Raw genomic sequence first — 23,713 nt, forward strand, 5'->3', positions numbered from 1 at the left:
CCGCACATCATGTCCGACACCACACTGAAAGCCACCGCCGCCGCATCCGGTGCTTCCGCCACCGACCGCTTCCGCACCGACAAGGCCACCGCGACCGCCCGGGCCGTCGCCGACACGGAGCGCGTCAACACCCTTGCCACCGAGCTGATATCCGCCGTGCACGACGTCATCCGCCAAAACCAGGTGACGTACGAGGAGTACAACGCCCTCAAGTCGTGGCTGATCTCTGTCGGAGAGGACGGCGAGTGGCCGCTCTTCCTGGACGTGTGGATCGAGCACGTCGTGGAGGAGGTCGCGGGGGCCGAGCGCAAGGGGAGCAAGGGCACCATCGAGGGGCCGTACTACGTGCCGGGCGCTCCCGGCCTCCCCAGTGTCAGCACCCTGCCGATGCGCGAGGACGAGGCCGGCACCCCGCTCCTCTTCCAGGGCCAGGTCACGGGGGTCTCGGGCGAGCCCCTGTCCGGCGCGCTGCTGGAGATGTGGCAGGCCGACGACGCCGGCCTGTACGCGCAGTTCGCACCCGGCATCCCCCAGTGGAACCTGCGTGGTGCCGTCACCGCCGACGACGAGGGGCGCTTCGCGGTGCGCACCATCCAGCCCGCCCCCTACCAGATCCCCACCGACGGATCCTGCGGCAAGCTCATCGCCGCCGCCGGCTGGCACCCCTGGCGCCCGGCCCATCTGCACCTGAAGGTTTCCGCGCCCGGCCACGAGACGCTCACCGCCCAGCTGTACTTCCACGGCGGCGAACACGTCGAGGACGATGTCGCCTCCGCTGTGAAGCCGGAACTCGTCATCGACCCGCGCCCGACGGGCGACGGTGGCAGGCAGGTCACCTACGACTTCGTCCTCGATCCCGCTTCCTGATCGGAGACCGTCATGCTCTTCGCCGTCCACATGACCGTGAACCTGCCACCCGATCTCGACCCGGCGTTCCGGACATCGACCGTCGCCGCCGAGAAGGAGTACGCCCAGCGGCTCCAACACTCCGGCGAATGGCTGCACTTGTGGCGCTGCGCCGGTCAGTACTCCAACCTCAGCGTCTTCGACGTCACCGACAACGACCGGCTCAACGAACTCCTGTGGGGGCTGCCGCTCTTCCCGTACATGGACGTCAGCGTGACCCCGCTGGCCCGGCATCCATCCTCGGTCCGCTGACCAACGGCACAGGCGGGCAGCTGTGTTGTCTCGTCGGTCGGAGCACGGCCGCGGTCGACGTGTCCGCCCTCAGCCGCCCCAGGCGCACCGCGCCGCCCAGGCGGGCAGTGAGGGCGGCTTCGTCGGCCGCGGTGCGGGCGCGGATCAGGGAGGCGTTCTCGGTCTCGGCGAGGAAATCGGCGAAGCCTCGCAACCAGGCGCGCAACCAGGCGCGCAGGTCGCCGCGCACCTCACCGCTGTCCGCGACCACGGCGGTCCTGGCAGGGACCTACCCCTCCAGGATGCACTCGGCGACCAGCTCGCTCTTGGAGCGATACCGGCGGTGGACGGTCTGCTCACCGGCGCCGGCTGCCGTTGCGATGCGGTCGATCGGCACCTTGTCGTACCCGCCGGCCGCCGGCTCGTCGCGGGTCGCCTCCGGAATGGCCTGCCGTGTGCTCTCGCTTCGAGTACGCCCCCGCTGTGAGTCAGACGTGTTGACGAGATCGGCCGGGGAGGTAGGGTGAAGAAGAAGGCGAGACAATCTGTCTCGTAAATGAGCGGGAGGCAGGCCGTGAGCGCAAAGGTGCTGGTCATCATCGGAGCCGGCGGTATGGGCCTGGCGGTGGCGCGCCGACTGGGCGCGGGCCGCACGGTCCTGCTGGCCGACGTCGGCGAGGACGTCCTCAAGGCCGCCGGGCAGACGCTGCGGGACGAGGGCCTCACCGTGGCCACGCAGGTGGTCGACGTGACCTCGGCCGCCTCCGTCCAGGACCTGGCGCGGACCGCACAGGCGACCGGCGAGGTCGACCAGGTCGTGCACACCGCCGGGCTGTCCCCCGTCCAGGCACCCGCGCAGGCGATCCTCAAGGTGGACCTGCTCGGTGTGGCGCTCGTCCTGGACGCGTTCGCCCCCGTGATCGCCGCCGGAGGGGCCGGCGTGGTGATCGCCAGCATGGCCGGACACATCGCCGCCGCGCTCACCCCCGAGCAGGAGAGCGCCCTCGCCGGCACCCCCGCCGACCGACTCCTGCACCTGCCCTTCCTCAGCCCGGACGCCGTCACCGACCCCGCGGCCGCCTACGGGATCGCCAAGCGCGCCAACCACGTGCGGGTTGCCGCGGCCAGTACCGCCTGGGGCGCGCGCGGCGCCCGGCTCAACAGCATCAGCCCCGGTGTGATCTCCACCCCCATGGGACAGCAGGAGCTGGCCGGCCAGGCCGGTCACCTCATCCGCGCCCTGGTCGACGCCTCCGGAACCGGCCGCCTCGGCACACCGAGCGACATCGCCGCCGCAGCCGCCTTCCTGCTCGGTCCGGACGCCTCGTTCATCACCGGAACCGACCTCCTGGTCGACGGTGGCGTCGTCGCCGCCGTGAAGTCCGGCCACCTCGGCGCCCTGACCGCACCGGCCGAATAACCGCGCCCTGTTCATGTGCTCGCCCGTTTGACCGTTCAGTAGAACTCGACGGTGTCCACGCGGTTGAGCAAGTTCTCGCCGTCGAGCAACCGCGTGGCGTTGGCGGCGAAGAGTTCGGCGATGAGGCGGTCCTCCGCGGTGCTGAGCGCGGCGGTGTGGGGGCTCACCAGCACGTGGTCGTGGTCCCACAGCGGGCTGTCGACCGGCAGCGGTTCCGTCTCGAAGACGTCGAGCGCGGCGAAACCGACCCGGCCGGAGTCCAGTGCCGCCATGAGGGCGACCTCGTCGACGACGCTGCCACGGCCGACGTTCACGAGGGTCGCACCGGGCCGCAGGGCGTCGAAGAACCGCTTGCCGAGGAGGTGCTCGGTCGCCGAGGTGCCGGGGAGGGTGTTCACGACGGCGTCCACCGTCGGCGCCACCTCGACGATACAGTCGAGCGGCACGACCTCGTGGACGCCCTCGACTCCCGTACCGCGCCTGCTCGTTCCGATGACCTTGGAGCCCAGCGCGGCCAGTTTCCGGGCGACGACCCGGCCGATGCCACCGAGGCCGAGCAGCAGGATCGTCTGCTCGCTCACCTGCCCCATCGTCCAGCGGCCGCCCCACTCGTGATCCCGTTGCCCGCGCAGCAGGCGGGGCAGACCCTTCGCTCCCCCGAGCACACCGAGGACGGCGAACTCCGCGAGCGGCCCGCCGTGCACTCCGGCGGAGGTGGTGAAGAGGACGCGTTCGAGTTCGTCGGCGGTGAGGTCCGCGGCCTTGACCTGGCTGCCGCCGCCCGCGGCCATCGTGTGCACCCAGCGCAGCCGCCGGTTGGCGCGGACCGTCCGGGCCAGGGCGACGGGGTCCACGTCGGGGATGCCGTAGAGCGCGTCGGCCGAGTCCAAGGCGGCCTCGTAGACGCGCTGCTGCTCGGACGTGCGCTGCCAGGCCGGGTCACCGGCGAAGTCGGCGGGCCAGCGCATCGGCGGGAGCAGGTCCTGGTCGACGACGAGGTCGATCCGTGGTTCCAGCGCGAGGACGCGCGCGCGGTTGTCCTCCGACAGCGGTGCGGCGACCGCCACCCGGAGCCGGTCCGGGGTTCGTTCCTCGGTTCCCATCAGGCGCGTCGGGTCCGCAGTTCGGCGACCTCGGCATCGAGGTCGGCCTCCCGGGCGACGATCGCCTCCACCGCCGTCAGCGCCTCGTCCGCGCGATGCGGCGGGATGACGATGACACCGTCGTCGTCGGCCACGACGATGTCGCCGGGACTGACCACGACACCGCCGATCGCGACGGGTTCGCCGATCGTGCCCGGTCCGTTCTTGAAGGGCCCGGCGGGTGTGAGCCCGCGCGCGAAGACGGGCACGCCGAGCTTCTCGATGATCGCGCCGTCGCGCACATAGCCGTCGACAACCGCTCCGACAGCGCCGAAGACGTCGAACCGCTGGGCCAGGTTGTCACCGACGATGGCGCGGCCGTCGTAGCCGAGGGCGTTGATGACCAGGATGTCCCCGGGGCGGATGTGGTCGAGGGCGGCTATCACGGCCTTGTTGTCGCCGGCGACGGTGAACACGGGCAGCGCGGTGCCGACGGCCTTCGCACCCTTCCAGATCGCGGAGATCCCGCCGTCCACGATGTTCAGTCGGTCGAGGGCGTCCCCGAGATTGGCCACGGAGTGCTCACGGAACCGCTGCAGCAGCCGCTGGTCGGGGCGGTCCCAGGCAGGGGCCACTCGCACGTTGTCCTGGGTCATCACAGACTCCCGCTCAGAACTAGAAAATGCGAAAGGTTTCGCGTTTCGCGAGCCAGTCTGCATCCATCCGTGCCGCGAGGGCAAGAGCGGGCCAGAGGGGCGACGCGGGGCGCCGGCGAGCGGCGAACCCCCAACGGAGCCCAGGCGTCCGGAAGTCGCATCACGTTCGAAGCGCAGGATTTACCTGGCTGCAATCCAGATCCTTGACCACCCAGGAGTGCGAATCTATTCTCATTCGAGATTCGAGTCGCATCTTGGCTCGGATACGCCCCTGAGCCGCGCTCCGTAATGTGTATCCCCCCTGGCGCGAGCGGGCCCATGCATGTCCCGACGACACCGACGTACGACTTCTTCAGGACACCGTCCCCAGGGTCCACGACCGAAGGTGAACGCATGACAGCGTCAGATCGGCTCGACACCACGTCAGATCGGCCCGAGGCAGCGTCGCATCAGTTCGACACCGCCGCCGGTGTGGTCACCGCGGACGACAAGGTCGTCCGCAAGGCCACCGTCGCCGGCGCGGTGGGCTCCTTCGTCGAGTGGTACGACTACGGCATCTACGGCCTGCTCGTCACCTATCTCGCGATCAACATCATGGGCGGAGCGGAGACCGGAGGGCTCTTCCTCACCAACGTCGGCTTCCTGGTCAGCTTCATCGCGCGGCCGTTCGGCAGCGTCATCTGCGGTTACCTGGGCGACCGGCTCGGGCGGAAGAAGCTGCTGGCCACCCTGCTGGTACTCATCTCCGCGGCCACGGCGGCGATCGGTCTCATCCCCTCCCACGACGCGATCGGCGTCGCCGCACCCGTTCTCCTGGTCGCGCTCCGGGTGCTTCAGGGCTTCTCGGCCGGCGGCGAGGTGGCGGGCGCCATGTCGTTCGTCGGCGAGTACGCCCCGGACTCGCGCCGCAACTACATGATGAGCTTCATCGCCGTCGGCTCGTTCATCGCCCTCATGGTCGGCAGCGCCTTCTCCGCGATCCTCATCTCGACGCTCGGCGACGACGCCATGGCCTCCTGGGCGTGGCGGGTGCCCTTCCTCGCCGCCGTCCCGCTCGGCTACGTCGGCTTCTACATCCGCCGCCAGCTGGAGGAGACCCCGCACTTCAAGGCGCTGCGCGCGCAGAGCACCGTCGTACGCAATCCGCTGAAGGACGCGTTCACCTCGCCGCGCCACCTGAAGGCGATCGTGCTCACGGTCTTCCTGCCGGCGCTCAACGGCCCTGGTTACTACCTGCTGTTCGTCTACATGCCGACCTATCTCAAGACCTCGCTCGGCGACCACGACTTCTCCATGCTGCGGGCGCTCACCGTCACGGCGGTCAGCCTGGTCGCGATCGCCGTCTGCATCCCGCTCATGGCACGGCTGTCGGACCGCATCGGCCGCAAACCCGTCCTGGTGTTCTCGGCCGTCGCGATGGCCGTGGTCTCGTACCCGATGTTCCTGCTCATCACCACCGGCCGGTTCGGGCTGGCGTGTATCGGCACCACGGTGCTCGCGATCGCCTTCTCCGGCCATGCCGCCGTGGTGCACACCGTGCTCGCCGAGATGTTCCCGACCACCGTGCGCTACTCCGCCTACAGCATCGGGTTCAGCATCTCGACGATCATCTTCGGCGGCAGCGCACCGCTGCTGATGACCGAACTCATCGACGCGACCGGGTCCAATCTGATCCCGGCCTTCGCCTCCATCATCACGGCTCTGATCACGCTGGTCAGCATCACGTTCGTACGGGAGACCAAGGGCCGTCCGCTGGCATCCCACTGAGCCGCCAACACCTGGGAGACACCATGGGAATCAACTCGGTAGCCGTCGTCGCCGACCTCGGCGAGAGCTTCGGCAACTACACGATCGGCGACGACAACGCCCTGCTCGGCCTGGTCACCGCGTCGAACATCGCCTGCGGCTTCCACGCCGGTGACCCGCGCGTCATGGACCGGACCGTCGCCGACTGCGTCGAGCGCGGCATCGAACTCGGCGCGCACCCCGGCTACCCGGACCTCGTCGGCTTCGGCCGCCGGCTCATCGAGGCGTCGGAGGAGGAGATCCGTACCGACGTCCTCTACCAGCTCGGGGCACTCGACGCCTTCGCGCGGGTGCACGGCGGCACGATCACGCATGTGGCACCGCACGGCCGCATGGGCTCCATCGCGCAGACCGACGCCAAGCACGCCCGCGCCATCACGGACGCGGTCGCCGCGTACAACAAGGACTACGTCGTCATCTGTCAACGCGGCCTGCTCGCCGAGGAGTCGCTCAAGCGCGGCCTCGGTGTCGGTTACGTCTTCCTCGCCGACCGCGGCTACGGCGACGACGGCATGCCGGTCTCCCGGTCGCACGAAGGGGGCCTCATCCACGACCCCGAGCTCATCGGTGAGCGCTCCGTGCAGGTCGTCCAGGAGGGCACGGTGCGCTCGGTCGACGGCAACGTCGTACCGCTCGGACACGACGCCGATGTCCTGCTCCTGCACGGAGACCACCCGACCGTCCTGGAGAACGGCCTCGCGCTGCGGGCCGCGCTCGACAAGGCGGACGTCCGGGTGGCAGGTCTGCGGGACGTACTGAAGGAGAAGGCCGAGGTCGCGCTCGCCCGTTGAGGGCGGCGCACGGGAGCCAGCCGATGACCACCGCACCGTTCACCACCGTCGCCGTCGAGCCCTTCGGGGACTCGGCGGTGATGGTGACCGTCCCCCACCCCGACCAGGCGGTCCGCAGGTCCGCGATCGTCGCCTTCCGCGACCGGTTCCTGGCGCACCGCCCGCACGGCGTGCTCGACGTCGTCTCCGGACTGGAGTCCCTGCTGATCGAGTTTGACCCGCTGCGGACCGCACCGGAGCAAGTGGAGTACGCGGTAGGGCTGTTGGCCCGCGTGCCGGACGACACGTCGGAACGTCCGCGTACGGTGCGCGAGTTCGCGGTGCCGGTCGTGTTCGACGAGGAGACCGGCCCCGATCTGGTGGCCGTCGCCGAGGAAGTGGGCCTGGAACCCGACGAGTTGGTCGAGGCGATCGCCAAGTCCACTTTCACGATCGCCCTGTTGGGCGCCGCGATGGCTCCGATGATGGACGGGCTCGTGCTGCCCCGGCCGGTGCGCCGGCGGGCCGAACCGCGGACCGACGTCGCTCCCGGAGCGATCATGGTCGCCGGGGACAACGCGATCATCCAGCCGTTCCCCGGCCCGACCGGCTGGCGGGTGGTGGGGCGGACTCCGCACACCGTCGTCGACATCTCCCGCCCGGATCCCGTCTCCTTCGGCACCGGCGACGTCGTGCGCTTCGTTCCCGTCACCCGGGACGAGGCGGCGGCGCTGGACGCCGGTTTCCTGCTGCCGGTGGAGGTGTCCCCATGAGGACCGTGGCGCTCGACTTCACCCGCACCGGATGGACCACGACATTCCAGGACCTCGGCCGCCTCGACACGGAGCGGCGCGGTGTTCCCACCGGCGGCGCGGCCGACCAGCACTCGGCGGTCGTGGCCAGCCTGCTCGTGGGCAACCCGCGCGGCGCCACGCTGATCGAGAACCTCGGCGGCGAACTGGCCTTCGTCCCCGACGCCGACGTCCTGCTCGCCGTGACGGGTGCGCCCGCGCGGGTCACCATCGGCGGTGCCCCCATGGGGAGTTGGTCACCGTTGGTGGCGCCGGCCGGCCAGGAGGTACGGGTACACGCCGAGGTCGGCCGGGGTACTCGCACCTACCTCGCCGTGAACGGCACGCTCGCCGCACCGACCCTGCTGGGCAGCACCGCCCCGGACGCCAGGATGGGATTCGGGCAGCTGGTCACCCGGGGCTCGCGCGTACTGCTGGAGACGGAGTTCCGGGGGTTCCGACGCCGCTTCTTCGAGCCGCCGCTGTTCCGGCTGCCCGTCCCCGTCCCCCGCTTCGCCGAAGGCCCCTGGGTCGTCGATGTCGTCGCGAGCCACGGTGTCCACGCGATCCCCGGCATCCGCGAGGTGATCGAGGAGGCGGAGTACGTCGTCACCCCGCGCTCCGATCACGTCGGGCTGCGCCTGGCCGGCCCGGTACTCCACCCGGACACCGACGCCGAGATCGTGTCGCACGGGGTTCCCGTCGGGGCACTGCAGATCCCGCACGCCGACGAGCTCATCGTGCTCGGCAGATACCGGAGCCTGACGGCCGGCTATCCGATCGTCGGCGTCACCTCGCGGGCGTCCCTCCCCCTTCTCGGCCAGGCAGGGCCGGGGCAGCGGCTGCGGTTTCGCTGGACCGACCGCGACACCGCGATCCGTCGGCTCGCTCGGCGCGAGGCGGAGGTGTGCGCGCTGGAACACGCTGTCGCGGAGGCGTTCGCCGCCGCCGGATTCAGGCCGCCCTTGCCCACCACAAAATGAGAAGCTATTCTCATTTAGAATCGGGATCTCATATCAATCATGTTGATCATGGAGGAGAATCGGTGACGACGTCGGCCGGCAGGATCGCGCTCATCACAGGAGCCGGCAGCGGTATGGGACTGGAGACCGCGCGCCTGCTGGCCCGGGACGGCGCCACCGTCGTCCTCGTCGGCCGCAGACAGGAAGCACTCGACAAGGTCGCGGCCACCGTCCACGCCGAGGGCGGGACCGCGCTCGCACTCGCCGCGGACATCACCGACCCGGACGACGTGACGCGGGTCCTGGACCGGGTGCACGCCGACCTCGGCCCGGTCGATGTCCTCGTCAACAACGCGGGCAGCGCGTCGTCCGTGCTCAACCCGCAGTGGCTCCCGCACGACGAGTGGCGCCAGGTCCTCGACGTGAACCTCACGGCCGTCTTCCAGCTCGTCCAGGCCGTGCTCCCCGACATGCTCGGCCGCGAGACCGGAACCATCGTCACCGTCTCCTCGCTCGCCGCCGTCAACCCCAACCTGCTCGGCGGCGCCGCCTACGGCGCGGCGAAGGCCGGGGTGCGCAACTTCATGACCTTCCTGCACAACACCTTCCGCAACCAGGGTCTACGGGCCATCACCGTGCTGCCCGGCGAGGCGGACACCCCCATCCTCGACAACCGCGCCCGGCCACCGGCCCCGGCGGAACGCGCCCACATGGTGCGGCCGGAGGACGTGGCCGAGGCGATCCGGCTGGCCGTGGCCCTCCCCCAGCGCGTCGTCCTCCAGGAGATCGTCGTCGCCCCGACCCGCCAGCGGGACACCTCCGCCGACCTGGAGATCAGCCGCTGGGCGGGTGCCCCCACCGACGCGCCGGCCCAGCCCTGATCCCCCCGCTTCGAGCACCCGCTCCCAGCACCTCGCCTCCAGAAGGAGCCGCATGCCGTCCACCGTCTCCACCCACCCGCCCCGGTTCGCCACCGCCGAGGCCGTCGCCCGGATCGCCGCCGCCTCCCGCCGGACGCAGCAGCCGCAGTCCCGGGGCGACCTCGTCTCCCTCGCCATGGGCGAACCCGACTTCGACACCCCCCAGCAGGTGACCGAGGCCGCAGCCGCCTCGCTCCGCGCCGGACGCACCCACTACTCGCCGCTGCTCGGTGAGCCCGACCTGCGCGAGGCACTCGCCGAGAGGCTGCACGGCATCGCCGGCACCCCGGCCTCCGCCGCCGACATCCTCATCACCCAGGGCGGCACCGCCGGCCTCGCCGCGTCGATCCTCGGCATCGTCGACCCCGGCGACAAGGTGGTCGTCCCCGACCCCACGTACTCCCTCTACGCCGACCTCGTCAGCATGGCCGGCGGCATCGTCGTCCCCGTCCCGCTCGGCCCCGACCTGCACTGGGACCTCGACCTGCTCGCCGACGCCCTGGTCGGCGCGAAGCTCTTCGTGTTCTGCAACCCGAGCAACCCGACCGGCATCGTGCACAGCCGGGCCGAACTCGACGCGCTCGCCGACCTGTTGGACGGCACCTCCACGATCGTCATCTCCGACGAGGCGTACGCCGACCTCGACTACACCGGCCGCCCCTTCACCTCGGCACTCTCCGTCGACGGACTGCGCGACCGTACGGTCTACTGCCAGACCTTCTCCAAGAGCTACGCGATGACCGGCTGGCGCGTCGGCTACCTGTGGGGCCCAACACCCCTGATCCAGGCCGCCGCACGCATCCACAACACCTTCAACGGCTCCGTGAACACCTTCATCCAGGACGCCGCCCTCGTCGCCGTGCGGACCTGCGACGCCGACATCGCCAGGATGCGCTCGGCCTACGAGGAGCGCGGTGCCCTCATGCGCACGGAACTCGCCAGGATCCCGGGCCTCACACTGAGCGCACCCGAGGGCGCGTTCTACCAATTCCCTTCCTACGACGTCGACTTGCCCGCCGTGGAGGTCGTGGCCGCGCTGCGCACGCACGGCGTCGCGGTCCGGCCGGGGAGCGAGTTCGGTGCCCGGGGCGAGGGCCACCTGCGGCTGTCGTACGCTGCCAGCCCGGAATCCATCACCGAGGGCGTCCGCCGGCTGGCGTACGGGCTCTCGGTCCTTCAGTGAACGCCGCACCGCAGGCAACCGGGGAGCCGACCCATGCGCAGTGACACCGAACGCAACCGCAAGTACCTCATCAAGGCCGCCGCGCTGCTGTTCGAGAACTCGCCCACACCCGTGAGCCTGGCCGAGATCGCCAAGCAGGCCGAGGTGTCGACCGCCACGGCGTACCGGCACTTCTCCTCCGTCGAGGACATCCTGCACGCCTTCCGGGCCCAAGTCGGCTCGGAACTACGGGACTTCAGCGCACAGCAGACCACCCGGGGCATGGCGCGACTCGAAGCGGTGTCGCGCTGCTGGGTCTCGCTGGTCATCGAACACGGCGGCGCGATGGCGCAGATGCGCTCGCACCGCGGATACCTCGAACGGCTCCGTGAGAACACCGGCTATCTCACCCCGCAGGCGGAGGCGCTCGCCGAGCCCTTGCGCCAGACCGGCGAGGAACTCGGTCTCGTGGACCTGGGCGACGAGGCCCTGTTCCTGTGGAACGCCCTGTTCGACCCCCGCGACATCCTCGACCTCATCAAGAGCGGCCACACCGAGGAGGAGGCCGCCACCCGGCTGGTCGGCGCCCTGCGCGGCGCCCTCATCGGCTGGTCCGCGGCGGCGGCCGACGGGAACCGCTGAGGTCCGGTCGGCTTTCAGGTGGCCCCGACCGCGCCGAAGTACGCCTTCCCGGTGCCGGAAGTGCCAACTGGCGCGGTGGCGAAGAGGCCGACTTCGGCGGAGGTCCACAGGGCGGGGAGGGCTTGGAAGCCGTCGAGGACGGTGGTCCATTTCCCGACGGGGGCGGTGCTGAAGCGGAAGGTGCACAGGCCTCCGTCGGTGGAGGAGACGCGCAGCTGGACAGGGGTGGCGGGGTCCGGGACCGGGGCGCTGAAGCGGACGGTCTCACCCTGGCCGGGGACGTACGTACGAGCCTCCACCCGAGTGCCGTCGGCATCACGGATGAGGCCGACGTACGCGTAGTGCTCCCCCAGGACGACCAGGCCCGCGCGGGTGCCGGGGTCGGTCGCGTCCAGGCGCAGGGAGGTCGTCAGGTCGGACGGGTCGCCGTGGAGTTGGCGGCCCAGGATCTGGGGGATGGTGCGCAGGTTGCCGAGGTCGTTCGGTACGGCGCGCAGCCGGGCGATGCCGTCTCCGGCGAGGGTGAGCCAGCCGGGGTCGGGGTTGGCCTGCCAGTACCACTGAGGGCCAAGGCGTGTGTCGCGGAAGCTCTCGCTCCGGGCCGGGTGCGCGGTCCGACCATGCGGGGCCCGGACAGGGGCGGGGTGTTCGCGGACCGGGCGGCCTTCGGCGCCGATCACGGGCCAGCCGTCGTCGTCCCAGTGCAGGGGCTGGAGATGGAGTACGCGTCCGAAGGGCGGGCGCTCCTGGAAGTGCAGAAACCAGTCCTCGCCCTCCGGTGAGGTGACCCAGGCCCCCTGGTGCGGTCCGTTGACCGGGGTGTCGCCCTGCGCGAGGACGATGCGCCCCTCGTAGGGGCCGAGTACGGAACGGGAACGGAACGCCGACTGCCAGCCGTTCGTCACGCCGCCCGCCGGGGCGAAGATCCAGTACCAGCCGTCGCGCTTGTAGAGCTTCGGCCCTTCGAGAATGGAGTAGCCCGGCAGTTCGTCGCCGTCGATCACGGTGACGGGTGGGCCCAGGACCGTACGGGCGTCGGGGCTGATCTCGACCATCGACAGGCGGTTGTTGACGCCACTGCGGCTCTTGGCCCAGGCGAGGACCAGCCAGGCACGGCCGTCGTCGTCCCACAGCGGGCAGGGGTCGATCAGGCCGAGGCCGGGCAGCAGGAGCCAGGGCTCGGACCACGGCCCGGCCGGGTCCTCGGCGGTCAGCACGAAGACGCCGCGGTCGGGGTCCGGATAGAAGATCCAGAACAGCCCGGCGTGGTGCCGGATGGCGGGCGCCCAGACTCCGGCGCCGTGGCGGGGCAGGTCGAAGTGCTCGGCGGGCGGGAGTGCCGGCAGGGCGCGGGCGACCGGCCACCAGTTCAGCAGGTCGGGTGAGCGCAGGACCGGCAGCCCGGGGGTGCGGTGGCCGCTGGAGGCGACCAGGTAGTACGTGTCGCCGACCCGGATGGCGTCGGGGTCGGGCCAGTCGGCGTTGAGGACGGGATTGCGGTAGACGGTGGGCACGTCAGGGGCCTCCGGTCGGCACAGAGTCAGCGCAGGGTCAGGCGGTACGTCGTCCGCGTACGGCCGGTGATCAGGACGCGGATGCCGTCCGGGGTGAGGGAGCCGCCGAGCCAGGCGTAGCGCTCGCCCGGGTCGACGACCGGTGGCTGCCGGCCGCCCTTGCCGTTGCCAGGGCCGAAGACGATGCGGTCCTCGCCCACGATGTACGCGGCTTCGCCGTGGACCAGTTGATACGTGTCGTCGGAGACCTGCTCCACGCCGTCGCCGGTCAGCTCGCCCCCGGGCCGGAAGCACAGCTCCAGCGCGAACGGCACATCGGCCCCGGTCTGGGAGCAGGCCAGGTCCCAGCCGAAGCCCGGCACCTCCCGGAGCAGGATCTCCGTACGGAGCGTCCGGTACTCCCGCTCGCGGTGCGGGAAGTCCATCGCCGACCAGAAGCGGCCGTCGTCGGTGAGCGGGTAGCCGCCGTCCCACTGCCGGTGGCCCGGCGGCAGCGGCTGATGGTAGGCGCCTCGCACCTCGGCGGACAGCCGCCAGCCGTCCGCGTCGCGCTCCAGGCCCTCGGCGCGGAAGTGGCCGAGGGAGAAGAACCGGGGTGCCAGCCGCAGGGAGTCGAGGATCGCCGCGCCCTTGCGCATCCTGAAGAACGTCGGGTTGGTGGACAGTCCCGACGAGATGGCCCGGACCTCGGGGAAGTCCGTGCCGCCGAAGACGGTCGCGGTGTTCCGGCCGTGGCGTACGCGGACCAGCCGGCAACTGTCGTCATGGTGCTCGAAGTCCGTGGGCAGGGCGGCGGGTTCGGGGAGGCGGCGGGCCAGTTCGGGACGGTCCAGCACCTCGGCGAGCCGGTCGCCGGCCGGGGTCTCGCTGAAGGCCTGGTCCGTGCCGCGCTCGCCCAGCAGCGCGGCCACGGCGGCGAACCGGCCGTCGCCGTCACGGATCGCCAACTCCCGGTACTGGAGCCAGAACTCGGGCAGGAGGCACCGCATGGTCTGGTCCTGGCGCCGTGAATGGACGGTCTCCACCTCGCCGTTGGGCTCGACCAGGTACAGGCCCGCGGTCAGATTGGCCCGTACGTTCGCGTAGAGGTCCTCGCGTCCGTGGAGGCGGGCGATCGTCAGCAGGGCCGGGTTGGTGACGGCCGCGGCGTAGTGGGGACTGCGCTCGCTGTACTCGCCGCCCGGCAACTGGTCGATGCCCTCGGCGAGCCAGGCGTCGATCCGGCGGACGTAGGACGGGTCGGGCCACTGGGCGTGGACGCGGGCGAGGGCCGCGCAGACCAGCCAGCGGTGGTTCGCCGTGTGGACACCGCCGGTCGCGAGCCCGGGACCCGCCGCGCGGAGAATCCGCCCGACCGTGCTCCGCAGCCGCTCGGTGGACGGGTGCGCGTCCTGGTCGAGAAGGCCCCGTGCCAGGGCGAGGTCGACGACGGAGAAGGCGGTGTCCGGCGGGGAGTGGGCGCCTCCCTGGTCCCACAGGCCGTCCTCGAACTGCTCCTCTACGAGGGCTTCCGCCAGCTCTTCGAGGGGGGCGAGCAGGGTGCTGTCGTGGTGGTACGCCGAGCCGCCGTACACGTGGACGGAGGCGAGGGTGCGCAGTGAGCGGGCGGCGGCGCGTGCCTTGCCCAGGTCTCGGAGCTGGGTGAGGTCGCCGGCGTGGCTTTTCAGGATGTCCGTCGCGCGGGCGTCGGCGGCGGCACCGAGGAAGGCGAGGAAGTGCTGGTCGTTCCGGTTGTCGGTGGGGTCGACCGATTCGATGCGGTGGCGGGGCTGGTCCGGGGTCATGCTCGACGCTCCTCGGGCGGTGCTGGGGGAAGCCGCTTCGGGCCATGGGATGGGCGATCTTGATTGACGCCCGTGAGCAGGGGTGTCAACCTCGGCACGTGCAGGTGACGATTCGAGATGTGGCGAGGACGGCCGGGGTCTCCCCGTCCACCGTGTCCCGGGCGCTGTCGCCCGACGGCACGGTGAGCGAGAGCACGCGTGAGCGGGTACGGGCCGCCGCCGACCGGCTCGGCTATCAGCCCAACCGTGCGGCGCAGGGCCTGATCACCGGTCGTACGGGCCACCTGGGGGTGATCGTCCCGGATCTGCTCAACCCGTTCTTCGCGGACATCTGCAAGGGCGTGCAGGCCCGCGCCAGGGGCCTCGGCCACGCGGTGTTCATCAGCGACTCCGAGCGGGACGAGGGCCTGGAGCTGGACGCGATCCGCACGCTGGGCCCGGAGGTCGACGGCATCGTGCTGTGCGCCCCCCACCTGAGCAGCGAGGAACTGGCCGCGCTGGACCAGGTCACCATGAAGCCGATCGTGTTGCTGCACCGCAAGGAGCCCGGCTTCGCGAGTGTCACGGCGGACATGGTGGAGGGGATGACCGACGCCCTGACCCATCTGCACGCGCTCGGCCACCGCCGGATCGCCTACGTGGGTGGCCCGCGCTCCACCTGGACGGCACAGGAGCGGGCGGCCGGGATCAAGGCGATGGAGGACTCGGGCAAGGTCGAGATCATCCACGTGGGAAGTGTGGCCCCGCACTTCGACGGCGGGATCACGGGGGCCGCCGATGTGGTCCTGGCCAGCGGGGCGAGCGCGGTGGTGGCCTTCAACGACATCGTCGCGTTCGGGCTGATCAGCCGCTTCACCGCGCGCGGGGTGCGGGTGCCGGACGAGATGAGCGTGGTCGGCTGCGACGACATCGCCCTGTCGGGTATGGCCGCGCCCCCGCTGACGACGGTCTCGGTGCCCAAGGCGCATGCCGCGCGGGCCGCGGTCGACCTGCTGTTCCGCATCCTGGGCACGCCCGCCGGCGAGGGGGCGGAACCGCAGCAGCGGGTGCTGCCGACGCACTTGGTCGTACGGGGTTCGACAGCGGCGATCGAGCGGCGCTGAGCGGCGCTGTCCGGTGCGTGGTGCGGCCCGGTCGCCGGACGCCGGTCCGCCGTGCCCAACTCCCCTGCCCCGCAGGCCAGTTGCCCACACCCTCATGACGTCACGCTGCGGCGGTACGCCTTGTCGTCGCGGTGCTCGCGGCCCAGGGAGAGATACGTGGCGTGCAGCCGGTCCAGTACCGCGCGATCGAGCCGCACCCCCAGCCCGGGGCCGTCGGGAACCCGTACCGAACCGTCCTGGAAGGACAGCGCACCGGGCAGCACGACATCCTCCGCCGCGTTCCACGGGTAGTGGGTGTCGCAGGCGTGGCCCAGCGCCGGGGTGGCCGCCGCCGCGTGGGTCATCGCCGCGAGGCTGATCCCCAGGTGGGAGTTGGAGTGCATGGACAGCCCCCAGCCGACCGCCCGGCACACGTCCCCCAGCGCGACGGACGCCCGCAGGCCGCCCCAGATGTGGTGGTCGCCCAGCACGATCCGCACGGCGTCCCGTGCCAGGGCCGGGCGTACGTCCTCCAGGGAGGTCACGCACATGTTGGTGGCGAGCGGGATCGAGGTGGCGGCGGCGACGGCCGCCATGTCCTCGACCCCGGCGACCGGGTCCTCCAGGTATTCGAGGACGCCCTCCAGTTCGCGGACCGCCGCCAGCGCGGTCTTCACCGTCCAGGCGGCGTTGGGGTCGATGCGGAGCGGAAGTCCGGGGAACGCGGCCCCCAGCGCGCGGACCGCCGCGATCTCCTCGTCCGGCGGGAAGACCCCGCCCTTGAGCTTCAGCGAGCGGAAACCGTACTGGTCCACCATGCGCCCGGCCTGGGCGACGATGCCGTCCGGGTCCAGGGCCGCGCCCCACTCGTCGTCGCCCGAGCCCGGGTGCCCGGCCCACTTGTAGAAGAGGTAGCCCGCGTACGGCACCGCGTCCCGCACTCGGCCGCCGAGCAGGTCGACCACCGGCACCCCGGCCCTTCTGCCCTGCGCGTCCAGGCAGGCGACCTCGATCGCGGAGTACACCCGCATCGCGTCGAAGGCGGACGCGGGGACCGGCGCCGGGCCCCGTGATCCGGGCGTATGGCCGGACCAGCGCCGCCAGTCGGCGTCCGGCCCGTGGTCGACGCCGTCCGCCCGGCCGGCCAGCAGCTCGCTCACCAGCCGGGCCAGCGCCCCGGTGTCATAGGCGCTCATGCCCCGGATCCTGGTGGCGACCAGCTCCAGCCAGTCCAACTGCCAGGCGTGGCCGGTGCATTCGCCGAGGCCGGTCACCTCGCCGCCGGGGCCGTCCGTGACGAGCTCGATGACCGCGCGCAGGACGTGCGGCTCGTGCACCCCGTCGGCGTTGAGCAGCGGAGGGTCGCGGAAGGCGATGGGGGTGACCCTCAACTCGCTGATGCTCACCGGCTCATCCCCCGGGGACGGTGGTGTGGAACTTGTCCCACATGTCGGCGGCGGCCGACTTGAGGCTCTTCTTACCGAAGATGATGTCCTGGTAGATGCTGGTGAAGTCGAGCTTGTCCTCGTCACTGCCGGACGGCGGCGGGGCCGGCGAGGGCGAGAGCTTGCTCTGGATCGACGTGAGGAACTGGTAGACGGCCTTGTCGCCGCCGGTCAGGGTCGGGGCGAGGGCGGCGAGGTTCTGCGTGTTGGAGGGCAGCCCGCGCACCTGGCCGAGGATCTTCGCCGCGTCCGGATCGTTCAGCAGGAAGTCGATCAGCAGCGCGGCCTCCGCCTTGTGCGCGCACTTGCGCTGGACACAGAGCGCCTGCGAGGCACCGCCGGTCATCCCGATCGGGGAGCCGGCCGTCTGAGTGGGGAAGGAGATGGGCTGCACCGCGCCGTACGTCTCGAAGTACGACGAGGCGCTGGAGGTGATGGAGAACTCGCCGGTCGACAGCTTCCGGATCAGTGGCGAGTCGGCGGTCGAGCCGCTGGCGTAGGAGGCGGTGAGGCTCGGGGAGGTGAAGACGCCCTTGTCCCGCAGCCGGCCCATGTACTCCCAGAACTGGAGGAGGTCGGCCTGCGTGAAGCCGAGCGAACCGTCGTTCCTGTAGAGCGGTTTGCCGTGCTGGACGAGCCAGATCTGGAAGATCTCGATGTGGCCGCTGAAGTCGGTCAGCGGTGCCCTGTCCGGTAGCGCCTTCTTCAGCGCGGGGCCGATGTCGTTCAGCAGGTCGTCCCAGGTCCAGCCCGGTTTGGGGACGCCGACCCCGGCCTTGGCCCACAACTTGGCGTCGATCAGCAGTGCTTGGGTGGCGATGCCGGTCGGCAGCCCGTACAACGTGCCGTCGACGAGGCCGGTGCGGGCGTAGATGGTGGGTATGCGCTTCAGGGAGATCGTGGAGAACACGGAGTCGGTGAGCTTCGAGAGCACGTTGCGGTCGGCGTAGGCCCTCAAGTAGCCGAAGTCCATCTGCAGGACGTCGGGGCCGCTGCCGGCCGCGACCTGGGTGGCGAGCCGCTGGAGGTAGGCGGAGTAACCGGCGAACGACGTGGTCACCTTGATGTGCGGATGGCGCTTCTCGAAGAGCGCGACGGCCTTCTCGGTGGCCAGGTTCCGGTCCCCGGAGCCCCACCACTGGAAGTCGATCGTCACTCTGCCACCGGTGGACGCCTCGCTCGTGCCGCACCCGGCGGCGGCACCGGCCAGCGGGAGCGCGCCGAGCGAGGCGATGAGCCGACGGCGAGTCAGTCCCGGTGAGGTGGATGGGGTCTGGGGACGGCGTGCTGCGGACATCGCGGCCCTTCGCTCGACGATGAGGGAAAAGCGGCTGCAAACGTTGCCACTCTGTTTCCAACTGGCGGGGAACGTACGCCCCTTGGAATGCTCCAGTCAATGAGAGCGACCTGATCAGCAGCCAAAACATAGTTTCGCCACACCTCTTGTCGATGGTGAGGCCGCGTGCAATCGTTGCCGCCGACATCCAGCCTCACCGTGGAGGAGTGGACCCCGATGGCCCAGGCGACCGCGCCGCCCCGCCCCATGCCCCGCCCGAGTGGTGGCACTTCCGCTGTAGAGCCGCCGTCCAGGCGCCGCCGTTCCCAAGCTGTAGCGGGACACGTCTTCCTGGCCCCGTGGCTGATCGGTGCAGTCGTGCTGACGCTCGGCCCGATGCTCATCTCGCTGTATCTGTCGTTCACCGACTACGACCTGTTCTCCAGGCCGCACTGGGTGGGCCTGGCCAACTACCGCTACATGTTCGAGGACGACAAGTTCCTCACCTCGGCCAAGGTCACCCTGAAGTTCGTCCTCATCGGTGGCCCGCTCAAGCTGGTGGCGGCGCTCGGCGTCGCGCTGCTGCTGAACCGTGCCCGCCCCGGAGTCGGCCTGTACCGCGCCGCGTTCTACGCGCCCTCGCTGCTCGGCGCGAGCGTCAGCGTCGCCCTGGTGTGGCGGTCGCTGTTCGCCACCGGCGGGCTCACCGACCGCACCACGTCCTTCTTCGGCTGGCACGTCGGCGGCCTGACGGACAACCCGGACTACGCCATGTACCCGCTGGTGCTGCTGACGGTCTGGCAGTTCGGCGCACCCATGGTGATCTTCCTGGCCGGGCTCAAGCAGATCCCCAAGGAGCTGTACGAGTCGGCGTCCCTCGACGGAGCGGGCCGGCTGCGCACGTTCTTCTCCATCACCCTGCCGATGCTGTCACCGGTGCTCTTCTTCAACCTGGTCATGGAGATCATCCACTCCTTCCAGTCGTTCACCTCCGCGTTCGTGATCAGCGGTGGCACCGGAGGACCGTCGAACTCGACGCTGTTCTACTCGCTCTACCTGTACCAACAGGCGTTCACCAACTTCCACATGGGATACGCCGCGGCGATGGCCTGGCTGCTGCTGATCGTCATCGCGGTGGTCACCTACGCCGCCTTCCGCAGCGCCCGGCTGTGGGTCTTCTACGGACAGGACGATGCGTGATGACGACCGTGACGACCCCGGTCCGCAGCCGTCCCCGCATACCCGGGCGCTCGCTGGCCTGGCACGTGATCTGTGTGGCGATCGGACTGGTGCTGCTCTACCCGCTGTTGTGGCTGTTCACCGCGTCGTTCAAGTCGGGTACCGAGATCCTCTCCAATCTCAGCCCGATCCCCAAGGTCTTCACGCCGGGCAACTACTCCAAGGCGGCCGACGGGATCAGCGGGCTGACCCTCTGGCGGCTGTTCGGCAACTCGCTGCTGCTCGCCTGCCTCGCCGTGGCCGGGAACGTGATCTCCTGCTCGCTCGCCGCCTACGCCTTCGCCCGGCTCCGCTTCCGTGCCCGCGGGCTGTACTTCTCCGTGATGATCGCCACGCTGATGCTGCCGATGCACGTCATGCTCATCCCGCAGTACGTCATCTACCAGAAGCTCGGCTTCCTCGGGACCTATCTGCCGCTCGTCATACCGAAGTTCCTGGCCACCGAGGCGTTCTTCGTCTTCCTCATCGTCCAGTTCATCCGCTCGCTGCCACGCGAACTCGACGAGGCGGCCGTACTCGACGGCTGCGGCCCCTACCGGACCTTCTGGTACATCATCCTGCCGCTGCTCAAGCCGGCCCTCGTCACCACGACGATCTTCTCGTTCATCTCCGCCTGGAACGACTTCTTCTCCCAGCTGATCTACCTCACCGACCCGAAGATGTACACGCTCCAACTCGGCCTGCGGCTCTTCGTCGACCAGACCGACAGCTCCGCCTACGGCCCGATGTTCGCGATGTCCGTCATCGCCCTGCTGCCCGTGCTGCTGTTCTTCCTCGCCTTCCAGCGTCTGCTGGTGGAGGGCGTCCAGACGTCCGGGCTGAAGGGCTAGGCGCGCCGTGCTGCGTAGTTCCCGCTTCCACCTCTTCGCGGACTGCCTGCTGCTCGGGGTGTTCCTGCTGCTCTGCTCGCTCCCGGTGGTCACCGCCTACCCGGCGCTGGTGGCCGGCTGCACGGTGCTGCGCGAACAGGCCCACGGCGGCCCCGGGGTGACCCCGGCGAACCTGCTCACCGCGCTGCGCCGGGTGCTGCGCTCGGGACGCGCCGTCGTGCTTGTCCCCACCGGCGTGGTGGCCGTGCTGTGGCTGGACGCCGTCGCCCTGGACGCCCACGGCCCCGGGTTGGGAGCGGCCTTCGCCGTGGCGACCGCGATCCTCGCCGCGCTGGGCCTGCGCTGCGCCGCCGGGTGGCGGGAGGGGATGTCCTGGCGGGCCGTCCTCGTCGCGGCGTTCCGCTCCGTACCGGAGCAGCCGCTCGTGCCCGTCCTGCTGGCCGGTTCCGCGGTCGCCGTCATCGTCCTGCTGACGATGTCGCCGGTCCTGCTGTTCATCGTCCTCGGGCCGCTCGCCCTCGCGGCGACCGCCACCGACCTGTGGCGGCCGCTGCCGCTGTGACCACCCGTACATCCCCAAGTGACCCCATCCGAAAGGTCCGTTCCATGCCGTTCAACCTTGGCATCGTCGGCGCCGGGCAGTTCGCCGGTCAGTTCGCCAAGCTGTTCCACCTCCATCCCGGCGTCGCCGACGTCCACATCACCGACCTGATCCCCGAACGGGCCGAGCGTGTCGCCGCCGACGAGGAGCTGGCGGGCACCTTCCCCTCCTACGAAGCGATGCTGGCGTCGCCGTCCGTGGACGCGGTGGCGATCTTCACCCAGCGCTGGACCCACGGCCCACTCGTCGTCCAGGCTCTGCGCGCCGGGAAACACGTGTACTCGGCGGTGCCGATGGCGGTCACCGAGGACGAGATCGCCGTCATCATCGAGGCGGTACGGGCCACCGGACTGACGTACATGATGGGCGAGACCAGCCACTACAACCCCGCGACCGTCTACGCCCGCACCCGCATCGCCGACGGCGGCTTCGGGCGGCTGTTCTACGCCGAGGGCGACTACGTCCACGACATGGACCTGGGCTTCTACGAGGCGTACCAGTACAGCGGCGGCGATGACTGGAAGTCCACCGCCAGCTATCCGCCGCTGCTCTATCCGACCCACTCCATCGGCGGGGTGCTCGGCGCCTGGAGCACCCACGCGGTGAGCGTCTCGGCGGTCGGTGTCACCGACGACCGCGACGACGGCGTCTTCGACAAGGACGTCAGCCAGTTCGGCAACGACTTCTCGAACGCCACCGCCCTGTTCGAGGTCGCGGGCGGCGGAGCGTTCCGTGTCAACGAGTTCCGCCGGGTCGGATACCCCTCCCGCAAGCGCGAGTCGAGATTCCGCTTCTTCGGCACGGAGGGCAGCTTCGAGCAGCTCGCGACGTACAGCGTGTGGCAGAACAAGGAGGGCGTCGAGGACGTCAGCGAACATCTGCGCCCCGTCCGCTCCCTCCCCACCGACGATCCGTCGCTGGAGCACATAGCCCCCGCCCTGCGGGACGCCTTCGTCTCCGGAACGGCACCGGTGCACGACCGCTCCCGGCTGCCCGAGGAGTTCAACCACGTCCACAACGGCCACGAGGGCAGCCACCACTTCCTCGTCGACGACTTCGTGACGGCCGTCAACACCGGCACCCTGCCGCCGGTCAACGCCTGGGTCGCCGCCCGGTACACGCTGCCGGGCATCGTCGCCCATCGGTCCGCGCAACAGGGCGGAGCCAGGCTGCCGGTCCCCGACCACGGCGACGCGCCCACGTCCGCACCCGCACCCCATGTCCCGCAAATCCGCCGAACGGAGAACGCATGATCCCCGACACCGCACGCCGTCGCCGCTGCGCCGTGGTGGGTCTGGGCGCCCGCGCCCAGCTCTTCACCCAGGCGCTGTCCGGTCCCTACAAGGACCGGGTCGAGCTGGTCGGCTTCTGCGATGTCAACGCCCACCGCATGGCCGTCCACAGCCAGTGGATCGGGGCGGACGTACCCGCGTACGCGGCCGAGGACTTCGAGGAGATGCTGCGCCGCGAACGTGTCGACCTCGTCGTGGTGTGCAGCGTGGACCGCACCCATGACCACTACATCGTGCGGGCGCTGGAGGCGGGCTGCGATGTGGTCACCGAGAAGCCGATGACCACGGACGCACCCCGCGCCCGCCGCATCCTGGACGCCCGGCGCCGCACCGGCCGCGAGGTGCGGGTCGCGTTCAACTACCGCTACAACCCGGTGCACGCCGCCGTGAAGGAGACCCTCGCGTCCGGCGCGATCGGCGAGATCGGCTCGGTCCACTTCGAGTGGCTCCTCGACCTGCGCCACGGCGCCGACTACTTCCGCCGCTGGCACCGCGACAAGGCCAACTCCGGCGGCCTGATGGTGCACAAGGCCAGCCACCACTTCGACCTGGTCAACTGGTGGCTCGGCACGGCACCGGAATCGGTCTACGCGCTGGGCGGACTGTTCTTCTACGGCGAAGAGGCCGGCCGGCGCCGCAACCTCGCCCGCGACTACGTCCGCGCCCACGGCTCCCCCGCCGCCGAGGGCGACCCCTTCGCGGTACGCCTGGCGGACTCGCCCGTGCTCAGCGCGCTCTACCTGGACGCGGAGGCCGAGGACGGCTACCACCGCGACCAGAACGTCTTCGGCCCGGGAGTCACGATCGAGGACGACATGGCGGTGCTGGTGAGCTACACCTCCGGCGCCAGCCTCACCTACCACCTCAACGCCTACGCCCCCTGGGAGGGCTACCGCATCGCCTTCAACGGCAGCGGGGGACGCCTCGAACTCCTCGTCGAGGAATCCACCTGGACCCGGCCCCGGGCACGGACGGACGGCGCGAGCGCGGTCATGCACGGGGCGGCGGTCGGCGACGACGCCGGGCGTACGCAGCTGCTGTTGCGCCGGTTCTGGGAGCAGCCGACCGAGGTGAAGGTCGCGACGGGAGAGGGCGGCCACGGCGGGGGCGATGTCCGCATGCTTGAGGACCTGTTCGGCGGGCCGCCCACCAGTGGTCCGGACCCGCTCGGTCGGGCGGCGGGCGCGACCGACGGGGCCCGGTCCCTCGTCACCGCGCTGGCCGCGAACCAGTCCTTCGAGACGGGTCTCCCGGTGAAGGCCCGGGATCTGCTGGAGATGTGACCGCCGACGCCGCGCCGCC

General features: G+C 70.6%; 23 protein-coding genes. 16 read left to right on the top strand and 7 right to left on the bottom strand.

All coding sequences use genetic code 11. The features are described from left to right. Nucleotides 1-9 precede the first annotated feature (9 nt). Together catA and catC are read left to right on the top strand one after the other, a co-directional pair. A complete protein-coding gene (catA, locus tag OG407_RS06490) occupies nt 10-867 on the top strand; it encodes a catechol 1,2-dioxygenase (protein WP_405855877.1) in 858 nt (285 codons plus the stop codon). Between the two features lie 12 nt (nt 868-879). Further along, nucleotides 880-1,158 (top strand): muconolactone Delta-isomerase, encoded by a 279-nt coding sequence (gene catC / locus OG407_RS06495; RefSeq protein WP_405855879.1) that lies wholly within the window; start codon nt 880-882, stop codon nt 1,156-1,158. A gap of 268 nt (nt 1,159-1,426) precedes the next feature. On the opposite strand, the gene OG407_RS06500 is transcribed toward catC, so the two are convergent. Then, nucleotides 1,427-1,681: a TetR/AcrR family transcriptional regulator gene (locus OG407_RS06500; RefSeq protein ID WP_405855881.1), complete on the bottom strand. Its 255-nt coding sequence runs from the start codon at nt 1,679-1,681 to the stop codon at nt 1,427-1,429. A gap of 30 nt (nt 1,682-1,711) precedes the next feature. On the opposite strand from OG407_RS06500, the gene OG407_RS06505 reads away from it, so the two are divergent. Continuing rightward, a complete protein-coding gene (locus tag OG407_RS06505; RefSeq protein WP_405855883.1) occupies nt 1,712-2,557 on the top strand; it encodes an SDR family oxidoreductase in 846 nt (281 codons plus the stop codon). A 35-nt stretch (nt 2,558-2,592) separates the two neighbouring features. Here OG407_RS06505 and OG407_RS06510 read toward each other — a convergent pair whose 3' ends face one another. Next, the gene (locus tag OG407_RS06510) at nt 2,593-3,660 is read right to left on the bottom strand and encodes a D-2-hydroxyacid dehydrogenase (RefSeq protein ID WP_405855885.1); all 1,068 of its coding nucleotides are present in this window, start codon (nt 3,658-3,660) and stop codon (nt 2,593-2,595) included. Next, nucleotides 3,660-4,295: an RraA family protein gene (locus tag OG407_RS06515; protein ID WP_405855887.1), complete on the bottom strand. Its 636-nt coding sequence runs from the start codon at nt 4,293-4,295 to the stop codon at nt 3,660-3,662. The genes OG407_RS06510 and OG407_RS06515 overlap by 1 nt, the downstream gene beginning before the upstream one ends. A gap of 393 nt (nt 4,296-4,688) precedes the next feature. Here OG407_RS06515 and OG407_RS06520 point away from each other — a divergent pair, with 393 nt between their 5' ends. The 7 genes from OG407_RS06520 to OG407_RS06550 all read left to right on the top strand — a co-directional run bounded on the left by OG407_RS06520 (nt 4,689) and on the right by OG407_RS06550 (nt 11,348). Continuing rightward, nucleotides 4,689-6,062, top strand: coding sequence for an MFS transporter (locus OG407_RS06520; RefSeq protein WP_405855889.1), 1,374 nt, complete (start codon nt 4,689-4,691; stop codon nt 6,060-6,062). A gap of 23 nt (nt 6,063-6,085) precedes the next feature. After that, nucleotides 6,086-6,892, top strand: a complete 807-nt coding sequence (locus OG407_RS06525) for a LamB/YcsF family protein (protein ID WP_405855891.1) — start codon at nt 6,086-6,088, stop codon at nt 6,890-6,892. 23 nt (nt 6,893-6,915) lie between these two features. Then, complete coding sequence (locus OG407_RS06530) at nt 6,916-7,644, top strand: allophanate hydrolase subunit 1 (protein ID WP_405855893.1); 729 nt, start codon at nt 6,916-6,918, stop codon at nt 7,642-7,644. Continuing rightward, entirely contained in the window at nt 7,641-8,645 is a 1,005-nt protein-coding gene (locus OG407_RS06535) for a biotin-dependent carboxyltransferase family protein (protein ID WP_405855895.1), read from the top strand. The genes OG407_RS06530 and OG407_RS06535 overlap by 4 nt, the downstream gene beginning before the upstream one ends. A 62-nt stretch (nt 8,646-8,707) precedes the next feature. Further along, a complete protein-coding gene (locus OG407_RS06540; protein ID WP_405855897.1) occupies nt 8,708-9,505 on the top strand; it encodes an SDR family oxidoreductase in 798 nt (265 codons plus the stop codon). 52 nt (nt 9,506-9,557) lie between these two features. Next, entirely contained in the window at nt 9,558-10,727 is a 1,170-nt protein-coding gene (locus OG407_RS06545) for a pyridoxal phosphate-dependent aminotransferase (RefSeq protein WP_405855899.1), read from the top strand. 33 nt (nt 10,728-10,760) lie between these two features. Then, nucleotides 10,761-11,348 carry a TetR/AcrR family transcriptional regulator gene (locus tag OG407_RS06550; protein ID WP_405855901.1) on the top strand — a complete coding sequence of 196 codons (588 nt, stop codon included), beginning with the start codon at nt 10,761-10,763 and terminating at the stop codon, nt 11,346-11,348. Between the two features lie 14 nt (nt 11,349-11,362). Here the strand turns inward: OG407_RS06550 and OG407_RS06555 are convergent, their stop codons facing one another. Beyond that, nucleotides 11,363-12,862 carry a family 43 glycosylhydrolase gene (locus OG407_RS06555; RefSeq protein WP_405855903.1) on the bottom strand — a complete coding sequence of 500 codons (1,500 nt, stop codon included), beginning with the start codon at nt 12,860-12,862 and terminating at the stop codon, nt 11,363-11,365. Between the two features lie 26 nt (nt 12,863-12,888). Then, the gene (locus OG407_RS06560) at nt 12,889-14,646 is read right to left on the bottom strand and encodes a hypothetical protein (protein ID WP_405855905.1); all 1,758 of its coding nucleotides are present in this window, start codon (nt 14,644-14,646) and stop codon (nt 12,889-12,891) included. Between the two features lie 119 nt (nt 14,647-14,765). On the opposite strand from OG407_RS06560, the gene OG407_RS06565 reads away from it, so the two are divergent. Next, complete coding sequence (locus OG407_RS06565; RefSeq protein WP_366491487.1) at nt 14,766-15,749, top strand: LacI family DNA-binding transcriptional regulator; 984 nt, start codon at nt 14,766-14,768, stop codon at nt 15,747-15,749. 92 nt (nt 15,750-15,841) lie between these two features. On the opposite strand, the gene OG407_RS06570 is transcribed toward OG407_RS06565, so the two are convergent. Then, complete coding sequence (locus OG407_RS06570; protein WP_405855907.1) at nt 15,842-17,134, bottom strand: enolase C-terminal domain-like protein; 1,293 nt, start codon at nt 17,132-17,134, stop codon at nt 15,842-15,844. Nucleotides 17,135-17,138: 4 nt separating this feature from the next. Beyond that, on the bottom strand, nt 17,139-18,470 hold the full coding sequence (locus tag OG407_RS06575) for an ABC transporter substrate-binding protein (protein ID WP_405855909.1): 1,332 nt from the start codon (nt 18,468-18,470) through the stop codon (nt 17,139-17,141). A 216-nt stretch (nt 18,471-18,686) separates the two neighbouring features. On the opposite strand from OG407_RS06575, the gene OG407_RS06580 reads away from it, so the two are divergent. The 5 genes from OG407_RS06580 to OG407_RS06600 are packed head-to-tail and all read left to right on the top strand — an operon-like array spanning nt 18,687 to nt 23,694. Continuing rightward, the gene (locus OG407_RS06580) at nt 18,687-19,649 is read left to right on the top strand and encodes a carbohydrate ABC transporter permease (RefSeq protein ID WP_405855910.1); all 963 of its coding nucleotides are present in this window, start codon (nt 18,687-18,689) and stop codon (nt 19,647-19,649) included. Then, nucleotides 19,649-20,518: a carbohydrate ABC transporter permease gene (locus OG407_RS06585; protein WP_266865998.1), complete on the top strand. Its 870-nt coding sequence runs from the start codon at nt 19,649-19,651 to the stop codon at nt 20,516-20,518. The genes OG407_RS06580 and OG407_RS06585 overlap by 1 nt, the downstream gene beginning before the upstream one ends. Nucleotides 20,519-20,525: 7 nt before the next feature. Continuing rightward, the gene (locus tag OG407_RS06590) at nt 20,526-21,080 is read left to right on the top strand and encodes a hypothetical protein (RefSeq protein ID WP_405855912.1); all 555 of its coding nucleotides are present in this window, start codon (nt 20,526-20,528) and stop codon (nt 21,078-21,080) included. A gap of 44 nt (nt 21,081-21,124) precedes the next feature. Continuing rightward, nucleotides 21,125-22,372, top strand: coding sequence for a Gfo/Idh/MocA family protein (locus tag OG407_RS06595; RefSeq protein WP_405855914.1), 1,248 nt, complete (start codon nt 21,125-21,127; stop codon nt 22,370-22,372). Further along, nucleotides 22,369-23,694 carry a Gfo/Idh/MocA family protein gene (locus tag OG407_RS06600; protein WP_405855916.1) on the top strand — a complete coding sequence of 442 codons (1,326 nt, stop codon included), beginning with the start codon at nt 22,369-22,371 and terminating at the stop codon, nt 23,692-23,694. The genes OG407_RS06595 and OG407_RS06600 overlap by 4 nt, the downstream gene beginning before the upstream one ends. Nucleotides 23,695-23,713 lie beyond the last annotated feature (19 nt).

This window comes from Streptomyces sp. NBC_01515 (assembly GCF_045040345.1).
GTDB lineage: Bacteria > Actinomycetota > Actinomycetes > Streptomycetales > Streptomycetaceae > Streptomyces.

Excerpts from the sequence above, each read along its gene's own strand:
- OG407_RS06520 (WP_405855889.1), top strand. The coding sequence starts at position 4,689 with ATGACAGCGTCAGATCGGCTCGACACCACGTCAGATCGGCCCGAGGCA.
- OG407_RS06515 (WP_405855887.1), bottom strand. The coding sequence starts at position 4,295 with ATGACCCAGGACAACGTGCGAGTGGCCCCTGCCTGGGACCGCCCCGAC.
- OG407_RS06585 (WP_266865998.1), top strand. The coding sequence starts at position 19,649 with ATGACGACCGTGACGACCCCGGTCCGCAGCCGTCCCCGCATACCCGGG.
- OG407_RS06575 (WP_405855909.1), bottom strand. The coding sequence starts at position 18,470 with ATGTCCGCAGCACGCCGTCCCCAGACCCCATCCACCTCACCGGGACTG.
- OG407_RS06530 (WP_405855893.1), top strand. The coding sequence starts at position 6,916 with ATGACCACCGCACCGTTCACCACCGTCGCCGTCGAGCCCTTCGGGGAC.
- OG407_RS06525 (WP_405855891.1), top strand. The coding sequence starts at position 6,086 with ATGGGAATCAACTCGGTAGCCGTCGTCGCCGACCTCGGCGAGAGCTTC.
- OG407_RS06545 (WP_405855899.1), top strand. The coding sequence starts at position 9,558 with ATGCCGTCCACCGTCTCCACCCACCCGCCCCGGTTCGCCACCGCCGAG.
- catC (WP_405855879.1), top strand. The coding sequence starts at position 880 with ATGCTCTTCGCCGTCCACATGACCGTGAACCTGCCACCCGATCTCGAC.
- OG407_RS06550 (WP_405855901.1), top strand. The coding sequence starts at position 10,761 with ATGCGCAGTGACACCGAACGCAACCGCAAGTACCTCATCAAGGCCGCC.
- OG407_RS06595 (WP_405855914.1), top strand. The coding sequence starts at position 21,125 with ATGCCGTTCAACCTTGGCATCGTCGGCGCCGGGCAGTTCGCCGGTCAG.
- OG407_RS06580 (WP_405855910.1), top strand. The coding sequence starts at position 18,687 with ATGGCCCAGGCGACCGCGCCGCCCCGCCCCATGCCCCGCCCGAGTGGT.
- OG407_RS06560 (WP_405855905.1), bottom strand. The coding sequence starts at position 14,646 with ATGACCCCGGACCAGCCCCGCCACCGCATCGAATCGGTCGACCCCACC.
- OG407_RS06535 (WP_405855895.1), top strand. The coding sequence starts at position 7,641 with ATGAGGACCGTGGCGCTCGACTTCACCCGCACCGGATGGACCACGACA.
- OG407_RS06600 (WP_405855916.1), top strand. The coding sequence starts at position 22,369 with ATGATCCCCGACACCGCACGCCGTCGCCGCTGCGCCGTGGTGGGTCTG.
- catA (WP_405855877.1), top strand. The coding sequence starts at position 10 with ATGTCCGACACCACACTGAAAGCCACCGCCGCCGCATCCGGTGCTTCC.
- OG407_RS06510 (WP_405855885.1), bottom strand. The coding sequence starts at position 3,660 with ATGGGAACCGAGGAACGAACCCCGGACCGGCTCCGGGTGGCGGTCGCC.